We start from the raw sequence: 24,325 nt of genomic DNA on the forward strand, positions 1-24,325 counted from the left end.
CTCAGGCTGACGCGGCCGCTGGGACACTGGCACGCGACGTCACGCGCTTGATCCCCGGCAGGCGCGTGCGCTTGAGCATCAGCGCATTGATCGCGACGATCGCGGAACTGCCCGACATGGACAATGCAGCGACCTCGGGCGACAAGGTGAACGGATACAGCACCCCGGCCGCCAGCGGGAAGGCGAGCACGTTGTAGGCCACGGCCCACCAGAGGTTCTGGTGCATCTTGCGCAGCGTCGCCCGGGACAGTTCGATGGCCCCGACCACGTCGTAGGGGTCACTCTTCATCAACACCACCTGGGCGCTTTCCATCGCAACGTCCGTCCCCGCGCCAATCGCAAAGCCCACGTCGGCCTGCGTCAGCGCCGGAGCGTCGTTGATGCCGTCGCCGACCATGCCGACCTTGTGACCCTGCTGCTGCAGTTCCTTGATCTTGGAGGCCTTCTGCCCGGGCAACACATCCGCAAGCACGATGTCGATGCCCAGTTCCTTGCCGATGCGCTCGGCGGTCGCCTGGTTGTCGCCGGTCAGCATCGCGACCTTCACGCCGCGTGCCTGCAGCTTGGCGATCGTCTCGCGCGAGGTCGGCCGCACGGCATCGGCGATCGCGATGAGGCCGATCAGCCGGCCACCGCGCGCGACGTGGACCACAGTGCGCCCCCCGCCTTGCAGCCGCGTTGCCTCGCTGGCAAGGGGAGCCAGATCCACCTGTTCCGACTGCATCAGCAGCCGGTTGCCCAGGAGCACCGTCTCGCCCCCGATAGTGGCCCGTGCGCCTTGCCCATCGATGTTGGTGAAGTTCTCGGTGACCTCCGTCGGCATGTCTCCCGCACGCTTGAGCACTGCGAGCGCGAGGGGGTGCTCGGAGAACTTCTCCACCGCGGCGGCCGTCGCCAGAAGCCGCGTCTCCTCGACACCGGGCGCGGCCACCATCTCGACGACATCGGGCTGCCCCAGTGTCAAGGTGCCGGTCTTGTCGAACACCACGACCGTCAACTTGGTGGCGTTCTCCAATGCGGCCGCATTCTTGAAGAGAATGCCGTTCATTGCGCCCAGCCCGGTCCCGACCATGATGGCCATCGGGGTGGCCAGCCCCAGCGCATCAGGGCATGCGATCACGAACACGGTGATGGTCAAGGTGAGTGCGAACAGTAATGTCTGTCCCATCACCCAGTACCAGACGCTGAAGGTCAGCAGGCCAATCACGATCGCCGCCAGCACCAGCCACTGGGATGCGTGGTCGGCCAGCAGCTGGCCGGGGGCCTTCGAGTTCTGGGCCTCCTGGACCAGCTTGACAATCTGCGCCAAGGCCGTGTCCGCGCCGACCTTCGTGGCCTTGTAGCGAAAGCTCCCGCTCTTGTTGATGCTGGCGCCTACGACGGTGCTGCCCACGCCCTTCTTGACCGGCATGGACTCGCCCGTCAGCATCGACTCGTCCACTTGTGACGCGCCCTCGACGATCTCGCCATCCACCGGGATCTTGTCGCCGGGCTTGATCACGACCAGTTCCCCGGCTGCAACCTCGGCGGTCGGTACCTTGGTCTCCACCCCGTTGCGCACGACCGTGGCCATGGGTGGGGCGAGATCCATCAACGCGCGAATCGCGTCGGATGCGCCCGCGCGGGCGCGCATCTCCAGCCAGTGCCCCAGCAGGATGAAGACCAGCAGCACCGATGCCGCTTCATAGAACACCTCACCCTCGTAGAAGAAGGTCGCGCCGATGCTGAACAGGTAGCCGGTGCCCACCGACAGCACGACCAACGTGGCCATGTTGGCGACGCCGTTGCGCAGCGCGCGCCACGCCGCCACGTAGAAAGGCCAACCTGGATAGATGATCGCGGCACTTGCGAGGAAGAAAAGAAAGAGCTTGTCGTCCAGCCCGAACGGCGTCTGGAAGTCGCCGAACATCTTCCCCATCGGGGAATAGAAGAACACGGGAATGGCGAAGACCAGGGCCACGAAGAAGCGATTGCGCATGTCCCGAGCCATGTCCTGCATCGAGCCCGACCCGTGGCCCATGTCGTGCATCATGTCGTCCATCGCAGGGTCGCCTGCGTGGGCCTGGTGCGCAGCATGGGCGGCGGGCGTCGTGGCCGCAGCCTTCGCGCGTGCGGCCGTGGCGGGGGCATGCGCGTGGTGCCCCTCATGCCCCATCTCTTGCGCCTGACGTGCGGGTGCGCCGTGATGGCCGTGCACCGCATGGCTGGGGTCGGCAGAGACGCCAGCGGCGGGCGCGCACACGTGCTTGGGCGTCTGCTCGCCACGGCAGTGATAGCCGCATTCGGCGATGCGCTGGCGCAGATCCTCGACACTGAGTTGTCCCTCATCGAGATGGACCGTTGCGCTTCCCGCAACATAGTTGACATCTGCATGATGGACGCCGGGAAGCTGCAGCAGCTTGCGGCGTACTCCCTCCGCGCTCAGGCTCGATACGAGCCCTCCGACTTCAACGTTGATCGACTTCATGGCTGTTCTTCCTGTTCGCTGTGTTCGTGGTCTCAACGAGCGAGTCGGCCCGAGTCCAGGCAGTCCTGCGAGAACTCGAAGACGATCTCCCGGTCGGGAGCGATGACCTTGTGCTTCTTGCCGGCGTAATGCAGCCGGGAGAGGATGTCTCTGATCAGGTTGAGCCTCGCCAACCGTTTGTTGTCGGCGTGCACGACAGACCAGGGCGCCGCGGCCGTATGGGTGCGCATGAACATCTCGTCGCGCGCCCGTGTATAGCCGTCCCAGTGCTTCAGCGCGACGGCATCCACCGGGCTCGACTTCCACTGTTTGAGGGGATCACGGCGGCGTTCCCCGAGCCGGCGGCTCTGCTCCTTCTTGCCGATGTCGAGGTAATACTTCAGCAGCTTGATACCGGAGTTGACCAGCATCTCCTCGAACTTGGGCACTGAGTTCATGAATTCCTCGTGCTCCTCGGCGGTACAGAAGCCCATCACCGGTTCCACGCCCGCACGGTTGTACCAACTGCGGTTGAACACCACGAGCTCTTCGCCAACTGGCAGGTGCGGGACGTAGCGCTGGAAGTACCAGCCCGTGCGATCCCGGTCGGAGGGCTTTCCTAGCGCGACGACCCGTGTTTCCCGAGGACTCAGGTGTTCGACCAGCCGCTTGATGCTGCCGTCCTTGCCTGCGCCGTCCCTTCCCTCCAAGAGGATCAGGATACGGTCGTTGCATTTGATGAAATGCCGCTGCAGTTTCACCAGTTCGATCTGCAGCATGTGCAACTGTGCTTCGTAGTCCTCGCGGCCGATCGAGCGTGTCGCTGTCTCGTCGCGCGCTGAGCCGTGGGCAGTGCCGGTGCCGTCCACATCGGCCTTGTGCTTGGCGCCTTTGGCGCCCTTCTTGTTCTTTGCCATGGGTTCTCCGTTAGGTCTGGTCGCAGGCGATCAGCATAGCGTGTGTCGACGCCCGGCGGGGCGCGGCGCTCATGTCCGCATCCGAGCGGGAGCCGCAGCCATCGCCTTGTCCGTAGGCTGCAGCCAGGTACGGTCGATTGATGCGCTGACGCCAGCGGGTCTTCTTCATGTCAGCCTCGCTGGCGCGTGTCCGAGAGGGAGGGAAGGAAGCGCGGCGTGCGCGCGGCATAGGCGTCGAACTCGGCGCCGAACTGCTTGCGCATGTCCTTCTCCTCGTTGACAGCCAGCCTCGAATACATCACGACGAGGAAGGGGAACATCAGCAGCGTCAACAGCGTCGGCCACTGCAGCAGAAAGCCGAAAAGGATCGCCACGAAGGCCACATACTGCGGGTGCCGAATCCTGGCGTATGGGCCGCTCACGGCAAGTTGGGCGTGCCGTTGCGCGTGGTAGAGCACCGTCCAGGCGCTCGACAGAAGCCAGAAGCCGCCCCCGATGAAGATGTAGCTCGCGATATGAAGCGGGCTGAAGTGAGGGTCGCCGCTCTCGCCCAGCAGGGTCGACCAGAGATGGCCGCTGTTGTGCGACAGCAAGTCCAGACTGGGATACTTGGTCTGAAGCCAGCCGGACAGCACGTACAGCGTCAGCGGAAAGCCGTACATCTCGACGAACAAGGCAACAATGAACGCTGCGAATGTCCCGAAGGTTCTCCAGTCGCGCGAGGTCTGCGGTTTGAAGAAGCTGAAGGCGAACATGATGAAGACCGCCGAGTTCACGAGGACGAGCAGCCAAAGCCCATAAGCGGGCGCATCGTGGTTCATTTGCGCTCTCCCGGGTACGGTGGATTCGCCTTGCTACCGTCGCCTGGTACGGCATGGCGATGCATCAGCACATGAGCGATGACGCAAGTCGCCAGGAGGACCAGTGGCAGCGCGGCCAGGTAGTGCCCGCGGTGTTCCGTCAGCAGCATGTAGATGCTCACGGCCAGGAAGACCAGAAAGCCCAGGAACCATCGCGAGCGCGAAAACCTTGGACCGGTGCGGTGAGAAGTTGTCATGGTCGTCCTCCTCACTTCGCCGGCTCAGGCATCCGGTCCATCATCATCTGCATCATGGACTGGCACATGTCCATGCGCATTTCGAGCATTTGCTGCCGCTCAGCTGTCGGCGCCGACTCGGCTCCATCCTTCATTGCGCCCATCATCGCCATGCCAGCCCGCATGGCCTGCATGTGTTCGGCCATGAGCGCCTTGCGCTGCGCAGGCGTCTTCGCAGCCACCATCCGTTCGTGCATGGCCTGCATCGACTTCAGTTGCGCATCCATGCCCTCGGTGGTCGGCGCCCTTGGCGTCTCGGCCGCGGTCGGACTCGCACCTGCGGGGTGATGGGCCTGATGGTTGTCCTGCGCGAACGCAGACAAGGTGACCAGTGCGGCGCCAACGATGGCCGCGATCGAATGCGTGAATTTCATTTCTCTCTCCTTTAGCCGCGGGTGCCTGCCATTGGGGCGAAACCGATGTCGCCGCAAGCGGACAAAGCCCTATGAAAACTCCGTAGTCGGGTACAGAGTCAAGGCTTATGAGTTGTGCGCCGGGTGTGACCGACACGGCAACTCAAAGGAGGCGCTACAGCGCGAGACGCTCGAACAGCAGCCACGACGGCCGCTTGGGAGGTGGTCGCTGGTGACCCCTCGACGGGATGGCTCGCAGAGCCAACGTCGGAGCCAGCAGCTGGTCTCCATAGGCGGGAGGCGCCAAACCGACGAGGTCGAACGCAAAGGTTGGTGCTTTCTGAATGGCGGACTGGTTGACGTCGCCGCAGAGCTTCAGGCACGGGGCCTTCGACGGGTCGTGGGAACCTTCTTCGTGCTCACCATGGAGGCCTTCATGATTTCCATGCCCGGACGATGGGACATGCTCATACCCGACAGCATGCCGATGTTGCTGCGGAGACTCCAGAAGGCAGGCATTGGCCACCCCGGCCCCGAGCGCAAACAGCCATACCCCGAGCACCATCCACGCGATGGCGCGAATCCTGCGGTGGTTGAGAAGTGTGCGCATGTGCGGCCTATTGACCCATTGACACCTGTGATTCTATTCCCAACTGAGCTGCGGGAAATTGATTTGGATCAAATGGAGGCAAGGGTCAACTACGCGGTACTGCGTTATTCTGTGTTGCTCGTGAATAGACAGTGGATCGCTCGATGAACGAAGGTTTGGGTGATTGGATGACGGTTGGCAGGCTGGCGAAGGTCGCTGGCGTCGGCGTGGAGACAATCCGCTACTACCAGGGACGCGGCCTGTTGCCGATCCCGAAGAACGCCGGCAGCTTCCGGCGCTACCCCGCTTCGATGATCCAGCGGATCGGCTTCATCAAGCGCGCTCAGAGCCTTGGGTTCTCGCTGGACGAGGTGAAGTCGCTCTTGGATCTGGAGGATGGGCGGAATCGCCGGGCTATTCAGACGGTGACACGGCGGCGCCTTGACCAGATCGATGAGAAGGTTGGCGACCTTCAGCGCATGCGAGGCGCTCTGAGAGACATGCTGGAGAGGTGCGAAGACACGGGAGAGGCGCTTCCTTGCCCTATCATTGCTGCGCTCATGGGGCCTTTGAATACGTCCGAATGATTGCGCGCTGTGAGGAACAGACGAGACCCAAGGAAAGCGAACGAGGCCTGTCGCACTTCGTTGGTAATGGTCGTGCGGACTGTTCGCTGCACAAAAATGCCGAATGAATTTTCAGCAATCTCACGGCCGACTTAGACGACGTGAACTGCGGCGGTCGGCGTAGCGGATACATCGCCCTACGTCGACCCTGCCGGCGCGATCCACTCAGTCGACTGTCAATCTCACAAGTCCCGCCTATTCTCGCTCAAGGATACGCGCACCGGGCCCCTGGCCCGCGAGTATGTCGCCCGGATTACGCAACGGGCACTCTTTGAGAGAGAGACAACCGCACCCGATACATCCCCCGAGTTCGTCCCGCAGCCGCATCAACTGCGTAATGCGGTCGTCAAGGTCTTCACGCCACCTAGACGCCACACGGCGCCAATGCGCAGCAATCAGATGAACGCCCGGCTGATACTGCCCGAGAGCGTCGAGCACTTCGTCCAGCGATAGTCCGGCCCGCTGCGCGACTTTGACGATGGCCAGATACCTCAAGATATGGGGCGCGGTGCTGGGGGCACTGATCATGGCGTGCGCCGGTGCGACGGTGCTACTCAACGGCGAGCCCGGCCGCGTGCTGGCGCCCTCGATCGTGCTGGCAATGTGTGTGCTCGCCGGCCTGCTGCACGATGGCGCCCGCACCGTTGGATCCGTTCAGGAGGAAGCTCGACCATGAACGAGCGCAGCCCGCGCATCGCGGCAATCGCATTTCTGCGCAGCCGGCACACTCCGCCAGGGGGAGCCATCCGGTGACCCGGTTGCTTTCTCCGTGCCTGCTGGTTGCCGGTGCCCATGATCCGCTCGGCCGGCGCGTCGTCGAACTGCTGCTGCGCCGCGATGAAACGGAGGTCATCGCCACCAGCCGCCAACCAGTGCACCTTGTGGATCTGGCTGCCCGTGGGGCGCGTATTCGCGGCGCGGATCCCGACGATGCAGCGTCCCTGGATGCCGCCTTCACCGGCGCACACCGCCTGCTGCTCCTGCCGGGCGCTGCCGACGGCTCGTGGTCGCGGCGTCGCCAACTGCAGGCCATGATCGATGCCGCAGCGCGCGTCGGCGTCCGCACCGTGGTGTACGCGGCCCAGATCGAAGTGTTCGACCCCTCGCTGATGACTGTAGCGCGGGAATGCGAGACGGTGGCACAGGCATGCGAGGCTCGCAACCTAGCCTTGTCAGTCTTGCGGGTGAGTTGGCCTATGGAGCGATTGTTTCCGCGGATCATCCTGGCGCTTCGGTGCGGGAAATGGTTTAGCTCAGCGCCGCAAGGCAGACTGCCTTACGTGGCGGGCGAGGACGTGGCGCGCACCGCTGCGGCGGTACTGCGGGCGGCCCCTGTTCCGCCCGGAGAGCTGGCGATCACCGGCCCGCAGGCTCTCACCGCCGAGGCGCTGGTGAACAGCATCAATATCATCTTCGGAGCCAGCATCGACCTGGTGCCCGTCAGTGAGGAAGCCCTGGCGCTGCATCTGCAGGTCTCGGGCTTTCCGAAATCCACGGTGCGAGAGGCGCTGATCATCGAAGAGGTGTCCAAACGCGGGCTGGCGCCGTTCTCCGACGGTGTCATCGAGCAGATGACCGGTCAGCCGCCGCGCAGCATCGAGGCGGTGCTGGTCGAACACCGCCTCGATTTGCTGTTGTCCACCAGCACCCCCCGGCTTTGAGACGAGTCGACTTCTTCGACTCTAGAGGCTGCAGGCGTGCTTGCTGCAGTACATGATCCACGCCGAGACGATGATGAAACAACGATCTGTACGAACAGCCACCCCGACGACGGTGGTCGCCAAGCCTTTTGCCACGGAACGTGTGCCAATTGTTGGCGACGTCGCCAGCCTCGGCGGCGTAACCGTGTCCAACGTTCGTTTCTATGAAGCAGAGAGGTTGATCCATGCTACACGCACGGCAGGCAACCAGTGCCTCTATGGGCCCGTATCTAGCACCTATGCCAGTTTCAAGTAGGGATTGTTCGGTGGCCGCTCATCGAACAGTTGGCCAGGGTCATCGAGTAAGTAGCCATGCAGCTTGCGCGACTTGCGCGGGCCGGTGACCTCGCAGGTCCAGATGTTCAAGCTGCTGGGCTGCTTGCGATGGACCTGCAGCTTCTCGAAGCGCTTCTGGACCCATTGCCAGTCGACAACGGCATCCTGCTTGGCGAGTGCTGGAACTTGAGGATGCTCCTGGACATAGCGCTGAAACACCCCAGGGCTTACCAGGAACACCGTGTCGTCCACGGTATGCACCAGTGCCTTGGCATCGTTGAGAATCAGCTTTCGGCTCTGCAAGCCATGCCTAAGCCAGCCCATGAAGTGCTCGCCCGAAGGCTGCTGTGTCGATGCCGAAGATTTAGACGCTGGCACAGGCAGTACCAGCGAACTCGTTGCGAAGGCCGGGACGGGCTCTGCATCCTGTCGCGTCGCAAGGAGGTGTCCGGAGCCCACCATCGCCAGCATGTCTTCCATGACGTCAGGCAGGGGCTGAACTGCGGGCGGTGAAGCCAAGTTAGCGGGGCTGCTGCCTTCCCAAGGTGGCGTCGTCTGTTCTTCCAAGACAGGCTTCGCGGCAGTCATAGGCGGGGCAGCCTCCGAGCCAGCATCCTTCTCGATTGCCGCAGCGTCGATTGCCACCGTGCCGGTAAACGATGCTGGCCGTTCGCCAGCTTCCCAGATCAGCGCGGGAGCTAGACGCAGCAGGGTAAATGAGTGGGACCAGCCGGTCGCACTGGTCACGGTCGCGCGCCAGACCGCCTTCCCGTCCGACGTCGGCTGCAATATGCCGTGGTCCTGAAGCACGTTGAACACCGCAGTGTTGTTCGTAGGGATGCCATCGATGCCCTCTGACAGCAGGTGCGCACGTAGCTTGTCCGAAACCGTCTTGCTCACCAGCCACAAGGCGTCCTCGGTGAGCCAGCCATCGGAGGCTTCGGGCTGGTTCAGCTTCAACTCTTCCTTGAGCAGGTAGCGCAACCCGTCCAGCAGCTTGCGTTGCAGCGCGTGCTTGGGGGCGGCCATAGCGCGCGCGGGATCGCCTCCCAACTCTTGGGCCACGGAAGCGCGGTCGGCCTGTACGACAAGTTCGCCCAGCACGCCGGCGTGCTCGTACTGGCCGGCCAGGACGTAGAGCAGCGGTCCCCACAGGTCGGGATAGCCACTGAGCCAGTCCAGGGCATCACGGTCGAGGAGTTGGCGGTAGAGCAAACCTGTCGCAGCGCTGTGGAGCCGATATTCTCGATCGTCGCGGTAGCGGAAGCGGTATGGCTGGTGCAGCGGGCCGTGCCAGGGGTGCCACAGCGAGCCGTCGGCCAGTTCGATGTGCAGATCGACGGCGATCTTGCCGATGTCGTGCAGCAGCGCGGCATAAGCGACTGCGGCAGTCCAGGCTTCAGACTGCGCCGCCTGGTCTTCGGGACTGGCGCCAATGGGCAGCAGATGGGACTGCCGCAGCTTCAGGCTGTAGGCGACGATTTCCAGGCCGTGGTCGAGCATGCCGCCGGGGTAAGCGTGATGATGCGCCTCGGAAGCCGGGAAAGCCTGGACCAGCTCGGCGTAGCGTTCCAGTGGCGCCCGGTACAAGGTGGCGAACTGCTTACGTGAGAGCGACGTGCGCTGCCAGATGTGCTCCAGCAGTTTCTGCCGGCGCGGGGTGGCCAGCAGCGATGCGGCCGACTCGGGCCGCATCAACCCTTTCGGGAGGTCGGATGCGGGAGGTGGCGTCGGAGCGGTAGCGACCGCGGGCCGTTTTCGCTGGAACAGAGAGAGCATGCGGATGTCCTGTCGCGGGCCGAGCGGGGTGCCTTTTTGCCTTTTCGAGGTAGGGCCATTCCCCTTGCAACCCATTCCCTCGCCATTTCGACCTTTTACAGCCTTTGGGTATAGGGCGACGGGTGCTGACCGTCCACCGCCAATGCGGGTTGCGGAAGGGCCGTATTGATACAGGAAGGCTGGCTGTTCACGCCCTACGATGGGCCGATTCTTGGACTCGGGAGAACGCTGTAAGGCCTCAGATTGACAAAGTAAGGAAATTTCCTTACCATGCAGGTATCGCAATCAGGAGAGTCGCCATGCCTGCCATCCACGAAGTCGCCACGCTGACCTCTAAAGGCCAGATCACGCTGCCCAAGCCCATCCGGCAGGCGCTCGGCGTCGATGCCGGCGGCAAGCTCGCGTTCGATCTGCGGGGCAGCGAAGTCGTCGTCACCCGTGTTGATGCCGAGCACGAGGACCCCGCCATTGGCGCGTTTCTGAGCCTGCTGGCCCGCGACATCGAAGCTGGCCGGAACGTCCGGGGCCTGCCCGAGGATCTGGCGCGCGCCATGCTGGAGCATGCTGGCCACGGTGTGAACCTGGACGAGGAGATCGACGGGAAAGTGGAACTCTGATGCAACGGCATGGCTGGACGCTGCTCTTCCACGACTGCGTGATCGAGCAGTTGCAGAAACTGCATGCGGCCGCGAGGCGCGCGCAGGAGAATGACCCGGCGGGCTTCGAGTCCAATGCCAACGTCAAGCTCTTCCGGGCCCTGAGCCAGTTGATGTTGGATGTGGTGCCAGGCGATCCGGCACGCGACGAGTACCGCCAGGGCAACACCTTGGGACCTGCCCACCGCCACTGGCGAAGGGCCAAGATCGGACGGCGGTTCCGGCTGTTCTTCCGGTACGACTCGAAGGCGAAGGTCATTGTGTACGCCTGGGTCAACGATGAACAGACCCTGCGGTCTTCGGGTAGCAAATCGGACCCGTATGTCGTGTTCGAGAAGATGCTCGGACGCGGGAACCCACCAGACGACTGGCACGCGCTGATACAGGCAAGCAAGCAGGATTGGAGCAAACTGGAATAGGCATCCCTCAGTAGCAGGAGACGACCATGAACACCACGACACGCATCAGCACCGCAGAACGCCTCGGCCGCACCTTGGGTCGCGGATGGCGTGCCTACGTGCGCGGCGAACGCCGGGCATCGAGTTGGTTGGTGTCCAAGGGGATGCCGGCGGCCGGTGCCACCGCGTTCGTGTGGGTGGTCAAGCTGGTTGCGCTCGGGGTGCTGCTGTACACCACCTTCTGGCTGGCGGTGTTGCTACTGCTGGGCGTTGCGGCGGCATGGTTGGCTGGCAATTCGGCTAGGGATGATGACCGCTGGGCGCAACAGGATGAACTGCGCAATGGCGAGGCGGGCTTTGGCCTGTATTCTTCCAATGGCCAGCGGCTCGACCCTCACGACCCGAACGATCCGTTCGATGACTGAGGTTTGGACTGTCCGTCACAGAACCTTGCCGGCTACCTTGTTTACACCTGACCCGGCGCTATCACGCGCTTCCTTGGAGCCGACAGCAAGGTTCTGAGCAATCACCCCAGCCTTAACTCCGACCCACCCCAAGGCAGCGACCCAAAACGTCGGCAGGACCAGAAACATCGTGCCCGTGACGAACATTAGGAGCATGTCACCGAAGGCGTTGTTCAGTCCTACCAACGGGTCGAAATTGGTGTGCGGCCGGTTCCAGCCGAACCCCCAGCCATAGAGCGCGTCGAGGATGGTGCTGTCAATCCAGCGTGCAAGCTGAAACCAGAAGTCCGTGAAGAACAGCGCGAACTGCACGACGCTGACCGTGACCACCGTCTTCAGGTCATAGGTGCCCACGACCAGCACGAGCGGGATGCAGATAACCAGTGCCATCTTGAGCAATGCAAGCACCATGGGCAGGGCCTGCCTCGCGACGTCCATGGCTGGAAACGCGGCAATCGCGCCGACTGCCATCCCAACATCGCCCGTGGCCCGCGTCACAATGTTCGGCAGGGTCTTGTCGATCTGGCCGCCGTAGTCGGTATAGACGCTGCCCTGGTTCAATTTCTGCTGCCGCGGTGACGCGATCGTGCGGATTACCGAGTCGTCCACCTCGGCTCGGCTCAGGAACCCGGCCCAGCCCGCCAGGCGATTGAGCAGGCTCGGGTCCACCTGTCCCAGCAAGCGTGCCCGCAGGCCATTACCGCCATCGGCCCACCATTGCCTGCAGGTCGGGTAGCCACCGCCACTGGATACCTGAGCCAGCCCGGCGTCGCGGTTGCTGTCATAGGGCCAGTCATCGCGCGGCGTGCTGGAACGGTACGTGTCGTAGTAGCCGTTCGTGTCGGTGAAGAACCGCGATCCGATCCAGGTCACGTCGTGCATCTGCTGCTCATCGAGCTGAGGGCGCTGCATGAACAATTTGGCCCGTGCAGGCCCATAGCAATCCCGCGAGAAATCCGCTACTTCCTGAGCCAGCACCGGGTCATCGATGCGCGTGGCGTCGATCTCCATGCGCATCTGCCGCAGGTCCGTGCCACACGGGATCGCCGCCACCGAGGCGCTCGTGACGGCGCGCGAGAGTGCATGCATGAACGCCCACCAGACGGGCACCTTCGCCGACTGGTTGTTGATGGTGCTGAAGGACTGCGACCAGCCGGTATCCGTGGGCTGCGGCACGCTGACCTGGCACTGGGCCGAGCGCGAGCTGTCGTACTGGATGGTGTTCAGGTCCACGTCGATGAACGGAATGCCGGCGAACATCACCACCACGATGGCGACGAAGACCCGGTTCTCGATGCGGGCGGCGCTCAGCACGCCTTTATTGCCCTCGTCGGCACCTTCCGCACGGGCCTTCAACCACTCCTGCACGATGATGGCGACGAAAGGCAGCGCGAATACCCCGCTGGATACCAGCACCGCCCAGATGCCGTTGTTGACGATCCAGGACACCAGCGTCAGGTAGTACTCCAGGTAGTCGGTCGTGAAAAGCGTCATCGCGCCATCTCCCCTCAACCGGCCTGCATCAGCAGGCTGGCTTCCAGCGCCACGATGGCGACGACGCCCGCGACCTCGGTGCGCACCAGGCGGCGCCGCGCCTGGGCGTCGTCCTCACGTACCAGCAGCCGGCGCCGCATCCAGACCCAGCCATAGGCCGTCGCCCCGTACAGGCACAACCGCCACACGAAGAAGTAGCCCGATGCGGCCGCGAGCCACCGCTCCCAGCCGGCCACGCTCCCGACCAGGTAGATGCCGGCGACGTTGGCCCCCACCGCAGCGGCGACGATCACCACCGCCCACAGCAGTGCTTTCGCCGCGCGCCGGCTGAACAGCCAGCGCAAGGGGCGCCAGGTCATGCGCATTGCGCTCATGGCCGGACTCCCGGATTGCCCTTCTGCAACTGGTCGAGGCGGTCGGGCACCGGATCGCCCTCGTAGATGCCGCGCGAGCCGGCCGCGCGCGTACCATGGCGCTGGATGATCGCCATCGGCGAGTTGTTCGCCAGCTCGCGGCGCAGCTCCAGCTCCGTTTTCAGGTTGCGGATCTCCCGGTCGAGCGTGTCGCTCTCGTGGTTCACAGCCTCGACCGCCAACTCGTTGGCCGCCACGTTGGGCTCCTTCTTTCCCGTGAGCAGCGTGCGCTGGAGCAACAAGGCCTTCTCCAGCACCGACGACAGCGCCACCTCGGACGCAAGGCGCCGCGCCAGCAGGTCCTGGTCCGGCTCGTCGCGCAGCGCCTCGATGACGCCGCGCGTGATCGGCAGCGACGTGCTGCCGGCCTCGCGCAAGTTCTCGAAGGTGGTGTTGCGCACGCCGGAAACCAGTTCCTGCAAGACTTCCAGTTTGGCTTCGTACTCCTCCTGGATCAGCGGCGTCAGCCCGACGCCGGGCACCGTCTCGGTCTTGGTGCAGGAATCGCACGTGCGCTGCACCTGTTCCCCGAGGACCCGGGTGGCCCATTCGGTCGCCTGCTGCGGCGACGTCCAGGTCTGGCAGGACAGGCTCGCGCAACTGGCGGGCGCGATGGAGGATGTGTCCGTCACGCCGCGCCCGTTGACCAGGTTGTAGCCCGCGCGGGTGACGTCGCCGACCACCCGAATGGCGGACTGGCCTGCGCCACCGGCATTGCTGCCGCCCACCCAGGGAACGCCGTCGTTGCCGCGGCGCGTCTCAGCCTGCTCGACGGCCGAAACGGCATCGTTGCTGCCAACCGCGTCACGCAGGGCCATGCCTTCGGCCATCTGGCTCCAGCCAAGCTGGCCGCCCGCCGTCTCGGCCATCTTCTCGGCCATCGCGCGGCACGTCAGCTTGGAGCGGTCGAAGTCCAGCCGCGCCTGCAGCACGCCGTTGGTCAGCAGGTTGTACAGGCCGGGATCGGCGCGCTGAATGATCAGCGCCGGCAGGGACGCCACCGCGCTGGTGGCGCTCTGGATCACGTTGCTCATGATCTGCTGGAAGCCGTTCGTGATGCCGTTGAGCTGGTTGCGCAGCGTGGTCTGGATGCTCATGTCGCCGCAGATCAGGTTGCTGTTCCACCCCAAGCCGACCCCGATGGAGCGCATGCCAGCCGCGCGGCCCATGGACACCGCGCTGCCGCCTCCGATCGAGTACATGACGTCATCGCCAATGACGGGGCCGCTGTTCTGGTATCCGACCTGCGCCCACGCCAGGCCGCAGACCAGAGCGAGCGTGCCGGCCAGCGCCGTCGGGCGCAGCAAGTAGCACGCCTTGGCGGAAAGGTTCATCGGTTCAGGACGCTTCATCGTGGCACCTCAGAGGAAATCGACGCTGCCCAGGAACACCTGCCCGCGGCGTTCGCAGCAGGCATACGGCCGCCACAGCGCCCAGGCGTAGTCGCCTTGCTGGGCCTGGGTCAGCGTGCCGCTGTGGGGGAAGACCACGCAGGTGTTCGACAGACGAGGGGTCAGCTCCTGCCACTTCCCGGTGGAGGTATCGCCTTCGACCAGCGCCCCGGCCGGCCAGTAGCCGTCACGGGCGTTGGCGAGCAGTGGCTGGTACACGTGCAACTGCCCGCGGCGCGTGACGACATCGCCCGCGCGCTGGGCCACCACCGCCCCGGATTTGTGGTCGTCGGTCTGGTGCAGGAAGCCACCGCGTGGATAGACATTGCCCCAGAGGTTCATCGTGGTGCGCGCACCGACCTCACGCATGCCCGGAATCAACGCCTCCGGGTAGGCCATCTCGGGCACGTTGTAGCGCCAGGCCAGCGTGTCCAGGGTGCTGAGCAGATACGGCATGAAGGCCGTGCCCGCGCCTTGGCAGAAGTAGCCGGAGGACGAGGCGAACTGGTTGAACACCTCGCCGCCGGGATGGCCGATAACATCGCTGTTCTTGAATTTGGCGAGGTTGTTTTCATGATCCTCGTTCGTGGTGCCGTCCCCGCCGGCCTGGGCCGAAGGATTGGGCGTGCTCATGGCGCGCACTTCAACCCAGGGGTTCTCGCCGGTGTTCGAGTACGACGACACCACTGCATCGGGGATGTAGTGCCTGACCTTGACGGAGGTACGCACCGTGCAGCCGGTCCAGGTGCAATAGAGCCAGTAGCAGATACCCACCACCCGGTATTCCAGGCAATCGGGCGAAGCCACTGAACCCACGATGGTTGCCGTGTTCAGGGCGTAGCTGCCCGTGGCGCTAAGCAGCAGCACGGACGCGACAGCAGCTCGCATGCGGCGCAGAAGGTCGAATGGGGGGATCACGGTTCGGTCCTCCGGTGCTGTTCGATCCGCGCGATGGCGCGGGCCACGTCCGGCTCGCCATAGACCACATAGCGCTGGTCCACCACGACGGCCGGGACGGCGGTGATGCCCAGGCTCCATGCGTCCGTCACGCCCTGGTAGGCCGTCGCGATGCGCCGCTGAAGGTCAGTGCCTCCCTGGGTCAGCCGACGCTTGACCAGGGCTGTCGCCTGGTCGGGGTCGGTGGGCAGATTCGCCGAAAGCTCGGCCTCGATGCGCGGCGCTTCATCCAGCTCGATCAGCCGTTCGCCGCCCATGGTCTTGACCGGGTGGTGGCCGTCGGTGACGACCACCACGTCGGCGGCGAAGGTGACCGGGCTGAACACCGCCAGGGACGCCGGCAGCGCCACGGCCAGGCCAAGGGTTCGCCAGCCTGGTGCGAACCGGGTAAAAGCTGCTGGCATGTCATGCGCCCCGGAAGTTGATCAGGGCCATAGTCAAACGCCGAACCCCATGCGGTCCCAACAAACAATGCGCATCGCGGCCACCCCGCATACCTGCTTGTGTCGCCGCGAAGAAAAAGCGGAGGCCGAAGCCTCCGCGCTGATCAACGAAGCAGTGCAACACTTACAGCAGGCCGGACTCCGCAAAGGAGAACGGGGCACCCTGGCCGACGATGATGTGGTCCAGTACCCGCACATCGATGAGCGCCAGCGCGGCCTGCAGTTGCTGGGTCAGCACGCGATCCGCGATCGACGGCTCGGACATGCCCGAGGGGTGCTGATGTGCGAAGACCACCGCAGCGGCATTCAATTCCAGCACACGCTGTACGACGACACGCGGATAGACCGAAGTCGAGTTGATCGTGCCCCTGAACAACGGCTCGTAGGCCAGCACCTGATGCATGCTGTCAAGGAATACAGCGACGAATATTTCGTTGGGCTCGGCCACCAGCTTCACGTGCAGGTAGTCGCGCACGGCCGTGGGGTCGAGGAGTTTCGGACCCGCTTTGAAAACCCGCTTCTCCAGCAGTGCAATGGCTTGCTGGATGATCCAGTCCTCGTGCTGGGCAGCGATGGCGGAAAGCGACTCCAGGCAGGAGTCATTGACGACGAAAGACATGGCGAACCTCCAAATGGTGAGATCGGAGGGCGCGCGCCCGGGGAGGGCAAGCCCTCCTGGGGAACGAACAAGGTGCATCCATCACCGCGGGAGCGGTGATCGTTCGCGGCCAGGATGCGAGGCGAACGGGTTGCGGTCAGCGCAGCGGACTGCGCCGTAGCCTTGAAGACCGGGGCTACCTGGGCATGTCGCCGACGACGTCGGCAGGCATTTCCGATGTAGGTGTGGCGGCGGGATCGCGGGCCGCGAGCATGTCCATGGCCGACAGCAAGGCATCGCCCTCGATCGGACCCTGCAGCAGGATAGCCTTGCCGGTTTCGCGATCGTGTAGCCGCAGCGACGGCGTGGCGGTCACGCCGCTGTTCGTGGCTTCCGCAGTTTGGGCGCGAATCGCCGCGTCGGGCCGCTCGCTCGCGATGCACTGCTCGATGGGTGGCGTAAGGTCGGGGTAGCGCAGGTCCTCGGGCAAGCCCTGACCGTCGCTGCGCGTGTGGGCATATACCCACTCGACGGCCTGCCAGAAGGCGGCATGACCGCTGGCTTGGCCCGCGCATTCCGCCAGGCGCGCTTCCGCGGACGCGGCCGGCTCATGCGCTGCCAACGGGAGGTGATGCCATTGCAAGGCCACGTCCGCATTGCCGGCCACCCAACGCTTGAGCACTGGGAAATAGGACCGGCAGAACGGGCATTCGAGGTCCGCGTAGAGCGTCAGCGTGAAGCGTCCTTCCGGATTGCCCATCTGCCACGGAGGCCCAGCCACCTGCGTCTCGCTGACTGGCGCTGAAGTCTGAGGCGTGGACTGCCCGGGCCAACGGGACACGAGCCAGATCAGCAGCAGTGCAACCAGCGCTGCGGCCACTGTCCAAGGCCAGCTGGGCCGCCAGTGCCGACGGCGGAACGCCTGCACCTGCATCGGAATGGAAGGACGTTTCTGTTCCATGGCGTTCTCCGGTGTACGGCAGATTCAGGGCAGGTCCAGGGTCGGCGACTCGATGCCACGTGCCCGGTCGATCTTCTCAGCCACCTTGAAGGCGGCATCCAGCTCGCTGACGCCGTGCTGCTGCATGAGTTGGTAGCGTTCTGCCTTCTCCTCGGGCTCGGTTTGCGCGAGCGCGAGGTAGAGACTTGGCGGCACGGCGCGGAACAGCACTTCCATGCTCTTGGAGAGGATGACGCCCTCGGTGAACTTGCCCGCTTCCTTGCGTGCGGAGAGCATCAGCGCCTTCTGCGCCGGCGAGAGTTCGCGGAAGCGCGCGATCTTCTCCACCTCGTCCGGCGGCATCGACAGGCACACCCACCACTCGATCATGTTGAGCATCGGCTCCGCTGCACGTGGCAGGTCGTCGATGTTCTGCGTCGCCAGCCAGAACCAGGCGCCCAACTTGCGCCACATTTTTGTAATTTTCACGACATAGGGCGCGAGCAGCGGGTTCTTGGTGATGATGTGACCTTCGTCGGTCACGTTGACGATCGGCCGTCCCAGGTACTGGTCGCGCTCGGCGATGTTGTTCACCGTGCTGATCAGGCTGATGTAGGCGATGGAGAGCTGCGCGTTGTAGCCCTCGCGGGCATAGGTCGCCAGATCGACCAGCGTGATGTCGGCCTCGGGCCACGGCGTGCCGTCGCGGTCGAACATCTCGCCGTCCGTGCCTTGGCAGAACATGTCCATCGCGTCCGCCATCTCCAGCAGCCGCGCACGGCGCATCTCGGGCAACGTCGGGTCCTGGCCACGGGTGCGCAGTGCATTGCGCACATCGCGCGTGAGCACGGTGCGCTTCTCCGCCACGCAATGTTCGGCGGCGTCGAGGATGCACTGGCGGATCAGCGAGCGGTCGGCCCGCGTCATCCGCGCTTCTTCCTTGTCTTCGCCGCCCGTGATCATCAGCCGTGCCGTGATCTCCAGTTCGCCGAGCACGTCGCGCTGCTCATCCGCCTCCATGGCCGAGGCATCCGGTGGCAGGTCTTCGTCCAGGGCATCGGCATCGAGCGTCTGCACGTCGCTGGGCGTTTCGATCAGCCGGCGTGCGTCGGCGAACGGCGCCAGGCTGATGCCCGATCCGGGGGCCAGCTTGACCCGGTTCACGGTCAGGCCCAGGCGCCGCGCGAAGTCGCTGAACAGGCCGAAGCTGTTGCCGGCTTCCACGATGAAAAGCCGCGGCCGGTAGATGGCCGTCACCTGGTTCAGCAGGTTGTTGAGTGTGGCGGACTTCCCCGAGCCGGTGGGGCCAAATAGAAACAGATGGGCATTCATCTGCCGATCCAACCTGTTCAAGGGGTCGAACGTAATCGGGCCGCCGCCGCGATTGAACATCGTGATGCCGGGATGCCCCGTGCCCTGGGCGCGGCCCCACACCGGCGACAGGTTCGCCGCATGCTGGGCGAACATCAGTTGCGCGTACCACCGGCGCCGATCCTGGCCGGGGTTGTAGCAGCACGGCAGCCAGCGCAGGTAGCTGTTGAGCGGCGCCACCTCGTCGTCCTCGCGCACCGGCTGCAGGCCGGCGTTGAGCATCACGTTCGCGAGGTCCAGGCCGCGCCGATCCAGTTCCGCCTCGTCGCGCCCGCGTAGGTAGAACGCCAGAGTGCCCCGGTAGAGCTTGTGCGCGCTGCCGATCAGGGAGCGGGCTTCATGCACGTCCTTGAGCGTCTGCTCCGACGCCAGCGTCTCGCCCACAGCTTTCTTCGCCAGATGGTTGAGGTCCGATTCGAGGACGTCCTGCGGCGTGGCGACCATCGTGAGACACATCAAGGTGTCCTCGGGCATCTGGTCGAACAGCGTGTTGATCGCGTCCCCCTTGCGGGTCTCGCCGGTCAGGTGCCCGGTGCCGGGCGGCATGCGCAGCCGGTCGGTGATCAGCACGCGGTGCGGCATGCCGTCGAAGTACCAGGCCCCTTGCGCCACGTCCGAGCGCGGCTGCCCAAAGAACAGCCGCTGGCTGAAATCCCGCCCGCTCGCCAGCTCGATCTCGCCGGCCTCGCTTTCCTCGGTACTGTCCGGATAGCGCGCCAACGCGTAGAAGCGCTCCCGGTCCTCCACCCCAGGCCCGAGCAGCGTGGGGCGCGGGTTGAACCACCGCAGCAGCCAGTCGTGGACGTCGGCCGCGACCATGCGCCGGGCCTGGATGCCGGCGTTCGCCAGGCCGCCGCACAGGCGGTCGCAGACGATGCCCAGCATCTGCTCGGGTGTCTGGCCGCGGCGGTTTGCCTGTCCCTGTCCGCTCGCGCGGCGGTACACCACCATGCGCACGCGCCGCGTCTGGCCGCGCCAGCGCAGCCGCGTGACCACCGTGTCCTCGAACAGGCCGCCGGGCTTGGCCACAGCGCGCAGGTGGTGGCCGAAGAAGCGCAGGTAGAACTCGGTGAACGCCGAGCCGCGCGCACGTGGCTGCACGTAATCGCGCAAGGTCTGCATGTACTGGTCGAAGCTCGGTTCGTCCTGGGCATAGAGCTGGAGCACCCACGGGTTCTCGTCCAGTTCATCGAAACTGTCCTGAAGCGCGTTTTCCAGGGCGTCGCGGGCATGCGCGAGCCAGCCAGGCTCCCGGCCCTCGGTGCCCAGCGGCACCAGCTCGTAGAACGCCGCCACCGATTGGCCGTCCTCCAGGAGCATCGATTTCGACTCGGGCATGAACTCCACCCAGGGCAGCAGTTCCACGAAGGACGGCGCAACGTCGTACAGCGCCTGCTCGTCGGCCACGGTCGCTGGCTTGCGGCCGTGGACTGCCGAACCGGGTTCGGGGATGCCGGCCTGGCGCAAGGCCTCGACGTGGCGCTGCCAGCTGTCCGGCTGCTCATCGCTGGCCGGGCTACTGGAGCCGGCGCCGGCCAGCTTCGGCCATGGGAGTTTCCACCGCATCAGTAGTCCTCCACGCGCTCGCCCGGCATCGCGTACTGGATGCGCTGGTAGAGCGGGAAGACGGTCGTGTAGCCGGGCACCGGCACGGGATCGGTGCCGGCCAGGTGCGGGTACACGTACATCACGAGATCGGGATTGGGCAGGCGCTGGAACTGGCGGTGGACCTCATTGCGCGCGGTGCGCGTGTAGCGCATCTGCTCGACAGGTGCGGCCTGCACGTCGGCGTCGGTCAGGGGCCGACGCAGGCTCTGGCGCGCATCGAGCAGCTGGCGGCCGGCGTTCCGCCCGGCTGCGCCACCGCCACCGCCGTCGCCGGCTTCCTGTTGCCAGATGTCCATCATCGTGCGGTCACCGTGGGTCAGCAGCTTTTCCTTGCTGGTGGCGCAGCCGCCAAGCACCGCGACGGCGAGGGCCAGTGCCAAGCCACGGGCCAGGTTAGTCAAGTTCGAGTGCATGGCTTTCTCCTGCGCGGTGATCGACCTTGCGGCCTTCGGGATCGAAGTCGATGGCGAGCGGCTTTTCGAGGTGGACCGCAACCTTGGCGCCGGGTTGGACATAGACGGCGGCGAAGGCTTGGCCGTAGAGCTTGTTGACCCAGGCCGACATGTCCCGGACACCGCCCGCGAGAATCTGGCCGACCGCTTCCTGGCCGGTGATGCCCACGGTGCCGATGGAGCCGTCCGAGCCGACATAGGACATGCGGCCGCTGTCACTCTCGATGAGCGAGGCCACACCGGCACCGGCCGCGGTGATCAGGGCCTGCGAGCCGAGGTATTGCTGGGCGTTGCTGCGCCGCTCGCCGCTGACGCAAGGAATGCCGTGGGGATCGCTGATCCAGCCCAAGCCCCCACTTTGAGAGTTCTGCTGTTGGTTGTCCTGCTGGTTGCCCTCGCGGTCTTCGGGGATCGTGCGGATCGTGCCGTCGTGGAAGACGAACGTGATGCTGCGCACCTGACCGCGCACGCACGAGAGCGTCCAGTCGCCCGAGGCGGTGCCGCTGAACACGGCGCCGGCCACGTCGGGAATGTCGATGCCATTGGCGGTCAGGTTGTCCGGCCCGACCAGAACTTTGAACGGATAGGGATCGTTGACCGTGCCGTCGATCGGCACGCGGCCGATCAGCGCGGTCATGGCGACCGAACCCATGAGCGTGGAGTTGGTCGGCACGGTATAGACCGGCTTGGCACTCTTGACCCCGGCGGCGCGGGCGCCCGCGTTGGCCACGGTTTCCGCGGTGGTTTCGAGCGTGCTCTGCGCCGGGCCGAAGCTCGTGGGGAAGCTCATGCCGCCGCTCGCGCCACGCCCCCCGTTGCGCCCCTCGGCGGGCTTTGCGTGGTCCGGCTCGACCCACCGCACGCCGCCCTCCATGCCGGCCTCGTCGCCGCCCTGCAGCCCCAGGCCCACAGGCAGGTCCGCATGGCCGCCGCCGCGCCCGCCGATGCTGTCCAGACGCCGCTGCAGGTCGGCGAGCAGCCCTTCGGTCTGCTGGCGCGCGCTGGCCGCCTGCTCTTGGTCGCGGCGCAGGTTGGACCGCTCGGATTCGAGCGCCGAGTTGATGCGCTGGTCGATGGAGTTCTCGCGCTGGCGCAGCCGCTGGTTCTCTTCACGCTGCGACTTGTTGTCCGAGAGCGCGGTCTGAAGCTCGGTGCGCAACTGCTTCACTTGGGCAACGAGCGTCGCCACGGTGTCGCGCGGGGTGTCGCCTTCGATGCCCAGCGCCTTCATTTCATCGGGCGTGAGCTGGGCACCGTTGTCCGCCGCGGGTGGCGCCGTGCTGCCTCCACCCGAGAACAGCCGGATACCGACGAACAGCACCAGGATGGCGACAGGGATCATCAGCCACTTGAGCAGGCCGTTACTGCGCATGGCGGGCCTCCTTGGCGTTCTCGTCGCCGTCCGGCTGCGGCAGATGCACGGCCGGGTCGAAGCGGTGAATGGCCGGCAGCAGCGATTGCGCGAGGCCGCGGCCGCGCGTGACCAGGTACAGGACGGTCGTGTCCTCGGGCGTGCCGCGCGGGCCCAGCGCCTCGTGCTGGAAGGTGGCGGTGAGGAAATCGCCTTGCAGCACGCGCGGGTCGAGCGTGATCCAGCCGCCGCTGCCGTTGGTCAGGCGCACGGCAGTGACCCACTGGTCCTCCAGGCGCCACGACGCGAGCGCGACCGCGCGCACGGGCAGCGTTGGCATCAGTGTGTCCAGGTCGAGGTCGCGGCGCAGGTTGACCCGCATGACGCCCGGAAGCGGCTCGACGGTGCGCAGCGGCGCGTAGAGGTTCTGCGCGGCGAAGCGCGTCAGCACGACAGGGACCGGGGTTTCGCGCCGCGCGGTCCGCGCACCTGCCTGGCCCTGGGCGCGTGCCGGGGTCTCGGCACTGTCGGCCTGCTCGCCATAGCGTCCCGGTGCGCTGTCACCCTCGACGATGCGCACCGGCTCCAGCTCGGCTTCCCCGTCCTTGGGTGGTTCGGCTGCGATGTCCAGCAGGATCAGCGCGCCCGTGTCGGCGTCCTGCAGTTGCAACCGCGTGGGCTCGATCGGCTCGCTGGCGCGCAGGTACACCGCGCCGCCCGCACTCTGCACGCGCAGGCGTTCGCCCACGCCCGCGGGCACGCCCACGCGCACGTTCCGGTCGATGAACACGATGCGTTCCTGACCGACCTTCAGCGGCACTGCCAGTGGCATGCGTTCCCAACGCAGGATCTCCACCGCCTGGGCGACGGGTGCCGCGGCCACGGCCAGTAGCCCCAGCAGCGCGAGTACAGGATGCTTCATGGGGTGTTTCCTCCTTGAGGCGCTTGCGGAGACAGGCCACTCGGCGCCGGGCGCGCCGGCTCCGGTGCACTGATGCGCTGGGGCGCGCCTTCGTAGCAGTCCAGCGCCAGGCCGAACGGGTTGCGGGCGGGATCGACGTCCACCCGCGTGACCTTGATCGGATAACGCACCAGGGCGCGCTTGACCTGCTCGGCGCCGTAGTACTCGTCCGCCGTGATGTCCAGCGTCACCACCCAGTCGCGATCGGACACGGTGCGCACGCGCGCCGTGGGGTCGTCGCCATAGCCGCGGCCGGGAATCTCGTAGATGCCGCGCACGCGCTGGCGTAGCTCGCCGGTGGAGCGGCGGTAGTCGTAGTCCGCGCGAAGGAAGGCCTGGCAGGACGGGGTGAGGTACGGCGAGAGCGTGTGGAGGTTGCGCGAGTAGTCTTCTTCGCCATTGGTCGGCCAGCGGTTCAGCGTCTGGAACACGTAGAACGTGAACGCATAGACCGATTCGGGCGGCACTTCCCACCACTTGCGGGTACTGCCAGAGCGCAGGTCGGGCGGGACGTGGATGGTCAGGTCGCGCGGCGCGCTCCACCAGCCGCCGCCCATGACCAGGGCGACAATGACCAGCGCGCCCGCGCCCAGGCGCAAGGTCTTGATGTGCGCCTGCAGGTGGGCGATCTCGTTCTTGAAGCGACTCATCGCATGCTCCTGCGGGTGGACCAGAAGCCCGAGCGCGAGATCAGCACGTGGCCGCCCACCCAGCCGGCCATCAGCGGATGGCGCGTTGCGATGCGCCACTGCAACTGCCGATAAAGCCAGGTGTCGGGGCGCCCACGCTTGAGGCGGCGCAGGATGCCGCCGCCGATGAACACGCCCAAGGCCACGCCCAGGACAACGAACGTCGGTGCGATGGCGATCGTGCGGAACACCCACGAAAGCGGCGCGCCGACCAGCAGGCCGGCGGCGCCGGACAGGCCGCAGCAGATCCACAGCTCGTCGGCGGTGAGGCCGCGCACGACAACGGGATGGCGGTTGAGCCGGTGCGGAAGGAACGTGACCGTCCCGTCCGCACGGACGTGCTGCTGCTCGGACATA

29 protein-coding genes are annotated in these 24,325 nt (G+C 65.4%); 7 read left to right on the forward strand and 22 right to left on the reverse strand.

The window, feature by feature from the left end; translation table 11 throughout:
- Position 1: 1 nt before the first annotated feature.
- The 7 genes from A2G96_RS08860 to A2G96_RS33710 all read right to left on the reverse strand — a co-directional run bounded on the left by A2G96_RS08860 (position 2) and on the right by A2G96_RS33710 (position 5,422).
- Positions 2-2,467, reverse strand: a complete 2,466-nt coding sequence (locus A2G96_RS08860) for a heavy metal translocating P-type ATPase (protein ID WP_062798571.1) — start codon at positions 2,465-2,467, stop codon at positions 2-4.
- 32 nt (positions 2,468-2,499) lie between these two features.
- The gene (gene ppk2 / locus A2G96_RS08865; protein WP_003090242.1) at positions 2,500-3,363 is read right to left on the reverse strand and encodes a polyphosphate kinase 2; all 864 of its coding nucleotides are present in this window, start codon (positions 3,361-3,363) and stop codon (positions 2,500-2,502) included.
- 10 nt (positions 3,364-3,373) lie between these two features.
- Positions 3,374-3,532, reverse strand: coding sequence for a hypothetical protein (locus A2G96_RS33830; protein WP_010791738.1), 159 nt, complete (start codon positions 3,530-3,532; stop codon positions 3,374-3,376).
- A 1-nt stretch (position 3,533) separates the two neighbouring features.
- Complete coding sequence (locus A2G96_RS08870; RefSeq protein WP_003090238.1) at positions 3,534-4,184, reverse strand: methyltransferase family protein; 651 nt, start codon at positions 4,182-4,184, stop codon at positions 3,534-3,536.
- Positions 4,181-4,420, reverse strand: coding sequence for a DUF2933 domain-containing protein (locus A2G96_RS08875; RefSeq protein WP_003090237.1), 240 nt, complete (start codon positions 4,418-4,420; stop codon positions 4,181-4,183). The genes A2G96_RS08870 and A2G96_RS08875 overlap by 4 nt, the downstream gene beginning before the upstream one ends.
- Positions 4,421-4,431: 11 nt before the next feature.
- The gene (locus tag A2G96_RS08880) at positions 4,432-4,833 is read right to left on the reverse strand and encodes a hypothetical protein (RefSeq protein ID WP_003090236.1); all 402 of its coding nucleotides are present in this window, start codon (positions 4,831-4,833) and stop codon (positions 4,432-4,434) included.
- 154 nt (positions 4,834-4,987) lie between these two features.
- The gene (locus tag A2G96_RS33710; protein WP_079279895.1) at positions 4,988-5,422 is read right to left on the reverse strand and encodes a hypothetical protein; all 435 of its coding nucleotides are present in this window, start codon (positions 5,420-5,422) and stop codon (positions 4,988-4,990) included.
- 143 nt (positions 5,423-5,565) lie between these two features.
- On the opposite strand from A2G96_RS33710, the gene A2G96_RS08890 reads away from it, so the two are divergent.
- The gene (locus tag A2G96_RS08890) at positions 5,566-5,988 is read left to right on the forward strand and encodes a MerR family transcriptional regulator (protein WP_003090234.1); all 423 of its coding nucleotides are present in this window, start codon (positions 5,566-5,568) and stop codon (positions 5,986-5,988) included.
- Positions 5,989-6,222: 234 nt separating this feature from the next.
- Here the strand turns inward: A2G96_RS08890 and soxR are convergent, their stop codons facing one another.
- On the reverse strand, positions 6,223-6,555 hold the full coding sequence (gene soxR, locus A2G96_RS08895; protein WP_231909631.1) for a redox-sensitive transcriptional activator SoxR: 333 nt from the start codon (positions 6,553-6,555) through the stop codon (positions 6,223-6,225).
- On the opposite strand from soxR, the gene A2G96_RS33115 reads away from it, so the two are divergent.
- The 3 genes from A2G96_RS33115 to A2G96_RS34075 all read left to right on the forward strand — a co-directional run bounded on the left by A2G96_RS33115 (position 6,506) and on the right by A2G96_RS34075 (position 7,983).
- Positions 6,506-6,703: a hypothetical protein gene (locus A2G96_RS33115; protein ID WP_023108461.1), complete on the forward strand. Its 198-nt coding sequence runs from the start codon at positions 6,506-6,508 to the stop codon at positions 6,701-6,703. The two genes, soxR and A2G96_RS33115, sit on opposite strands and share 50 nt — an antisense overlap.
- Before the next feature lie 73 nt (positions 6,704-6,776).
- Positions 6,777-7,688, forward strand: a complete 912-nt coding sequence (locus A2G96_RS32325) for an NAD(P)H-binding protein (RefSeq protein ID WP_158213205.1) — start codon at positions 6,777-6,779, stop codon at positions 7,686-7,688.
- A 52-nt stretch (positions 7,689-7,740) separates the two neighbouring features.
- Positions 7,741-7,983 (forward strand): MerR family DNA-binding transcriptional regulator, encoded by a 243-nt coding sequence (locus tag A2G96_RS34075; protein ID WP_073674113.1) that lies wholly within the window; start codon positions 7,741-7,743, stop codon positions 7,981-7,983.
- Here the strand turns inward: A2G96_RS34075 and mobH are convergent.
- On the reverse strand, positions 7,965-9,782 hold the full coding sequence (gene mobH / locus A2G96_RS08905; RefSeq protein WP_023108460.1) for a MobH family relaxase: 1,818 nt from the start codon (positions 9,780-9,782) through the stop codon (positions 7,965-7,967). The two genes, A2G96_RS34075 and mobH, sit on opposite strands and share 19 nt — an antisense overlap.
- Before the next feature lie 299 nt (positions 9,783-10,081).
- On the opposite strand from mobH, the gene A2G96_RS08910 reads away from it, so the two are divergent.
- The 3 genes from A2G96_RS08910 to A2G96_RS08920 are packed head-to-tail and all read left to right on the forward strand — an operon-like array spanning position 10,082 to position 11,261.
- Complete coding sequence (locus A2G96_RS08910; protein WP_023098543.1) at positions 10,082-10,399, forward strand: type II toxin-antitoxin system PrlF family antitoxin; 318 nt, start codon at positions 10,082-10,084, stop codon at positions 10,397-10,399.
- Complete coding sequence (locus A2G96_RS08915) at positions 10,399-10,857, forward strand: type II toxin-antitoxin system YhaV family toxin (protein WP_009518525.1); 459 nt, start codon at positions 10,399-10,401, stop codon at positions 10,855-10,857. The genes A2G96_RS08910 and A2G96_RS08915 overlap by 1 nt, the downstream gene beginning before the upstream one ends.
- A 26-nt stretch (positions 10,858-10,883) precedes the next feature.
- Entirely contained in the window at positions 10,884-11,261 is a 378-nt protein-coding gene (locus A2G96_RS08920; RefSeq protein WP_009518524.1) for a DUF3742 family protein, read from the forward strand.
- Between the two features lie 15 nt (positions 11,262-11,276).
- Here A2G96_RS08920 and A2G96_RS08925 read toward each other — a convergent pair whose 3' ends face one another.
- From A2G96_RS08925 to A2G96_RS08985, 13 genes are all read right to left on the reverse strand, one after another.
- A complete protein-coding gene (locus A2G96_RS08925) occupies positions 11,277-12,794 on the reverse strand; it encodes a conjugal transfer protein TraG N-terminal domain-containing protein (protein ID WP_009518523.1) in 1,518 nt (505 codons plus the stop codon).
- A gap of 14 nt (positions 12,795-12,808) precedes the next feature.
- The gene (locus tag A2G96_RS08930; protein ID WP_009518522.1) at positions 12,809-13,168 is read right to left on the reverse strand and encodes a hypothetical protein; all 360 of its coding nucleotides are present in this window, start codon (positions 13,166-13,168) and stop codon (positions 12,809-12,811) included.
- On the reverse strand, positions 13,165-14,559 hold the full coding sequence (locus A2G96_RS08935) for an integrating conjugative element protein (RefSeq protein ID WP_009518521.1): 1,395 nt from the start codon (positions 14,557-14,559) through the stop codon (positions 13,165-13,167). Before A2G96_RS08935 ends, A2G96_RS08930 begins: the two co-directional genes overlap by 4 nt.
- Before the next feature lie 9 nt (positions 14,560-14,568).
- Positions 14,569-15,516 carry a TIGR03756 family integrating conjugative element protein gene (locus A2G96_RS08940; protein ID WP_023108457.1) on the reverse strand — a complete coding sequence of 316 codons (948 nt, stop codon included), beginning with the start codon at positions 15,514-15,516 and terminating at the stop codon, positions 14,569-14,571.
- Positions 15,513-15,959: a TIGR03757 family integrating conjugative element protein gene (locus A2G96_RS08945; protein ID WP_009518519.1), complete on the reverse strand. Its 447-nt coding sequence runs from the start codon at positions 15,957-15,959 to the stop codon at positions 15,513-15,515. Before A2G96_RS08945 ends, A2G96_RS08940 begins: the two co-directional genes overlap by 4 nt.
- Positions 15,960-16,122: 163 nt before the next feature.
- The gene (gene radC, locus A2G96_RS08950; protein ID WP_009518518.1) at positions 16,123-16,617 is read right to left on the reverse strand and encodes a RadC family protein; all 495 of its coding nucleotides are present in this window, start codon (positions 16,615-16,617) and stop codon (positions 16,123-16,125) included.
- Positions 16,618-16,792: 175 nt separating this feature from the next.
- Positions 16,793-17,557, reverse strand: coding sequence for a DsbA family protein (locus tag A2G96_RS08955; RefSeq protein WP_023098544.1), 765 nt, complete (start codon positions 17,555-17,557; stop codon positions 16,793-16,795).
- Positions 17,558-17,581: 24 nt separating this feature from the next.
- On the reverse strand, positions 17,582-20,473 hold the full coding sequence (locus A2G96_RS08960; RefSeq protein ID WP_023108456.1) for a conjugative transfer ATPase: 2,892 nt from the start codon (positions 20,471-20,473) through the stop codon (positions 17,582-17,584).
- Entirely contained in the window at positions 20,473-20,928 is a 456-nt protein-coding gene (locus A2G96_RS08965) for a TIGR03751 family conjugal transfer lipoprotein (RefSeq protein ID WP_023124695.1), read from the reverse strand. Before A2G96_RS08965 ends, A2G96_RS08960 begins: the two co-directional genes overlap by 1 nt.
- A complete protein-coding gene (locus A2G96_RS08970) occupies positions 20,909-22,339 on the reverse strand; it encodes a TIGR03752 family integrating conjugative element protein (RefSeq protein ID WP_062798575.1) in 1,431 nt (476 codons plus the stop codon). Before A2G96_RS08970 ends, A2G96_RS08965 begins: the two co-directional genes overlap by 20 nt.
- Positions 22,329-23,240: a TIGR03749 family integrating conjugative element protein gene (locus tag A2G96_RS08975; RefSeq protein ID WP_062798577.1), complete on the reverse strand. Its 912-nt coding sequence runs from the start codon at positions 23,238-23,240 to the stop codon at positions 22,329-22,331. Before A2G96_RS08975 ends, A2G96_RS08970 begins: the two co-directional genes overlap by 11 nt.
- Positions 23,237-23,929: a PFL_4703 family integrating conjugative element protein gene (locus A2G96_RS08980; RefSeq protein WP_023100424.1), complete on the reverse strand. Its 693-nt coding sequence runs from the start codon at positions 23,927-23,929 to the stop codon at positions 23,237-23,239. Before A2G96_RS08980 ends, A2G96_RS08975 begins: the two co-directional genes overlap by 4 nt.
- Positions 23,926-24,324: a TIGR03750 family conjugal transfer protein gene (locus tag A2G96_RS08985; RefSeq protein ID WP_003105639.1), complete on the reverse strand. Its 399-nt coding sequence runs from the start codon at positions 24,322-24,324 to the stop codon at positions 23,926-23,928. The genes A2G96_RS08980 and A2G96_RS08985 overlap by 4 nt, the downstream gene beginning before the upstream one ends.
- Position 24,325: the final 1 nt, after the last annotated feature.

This window comes from Cupriavidus nantongensis (assembly GCF_001598055.1).
Taxonomy (GTDB): Bacteria; Pseudomonadota; Gammaproteobacteria; order Burkholderiales; family Burkholderiaceae; genus Cupriavidus; species Cupriavidus nantongensis.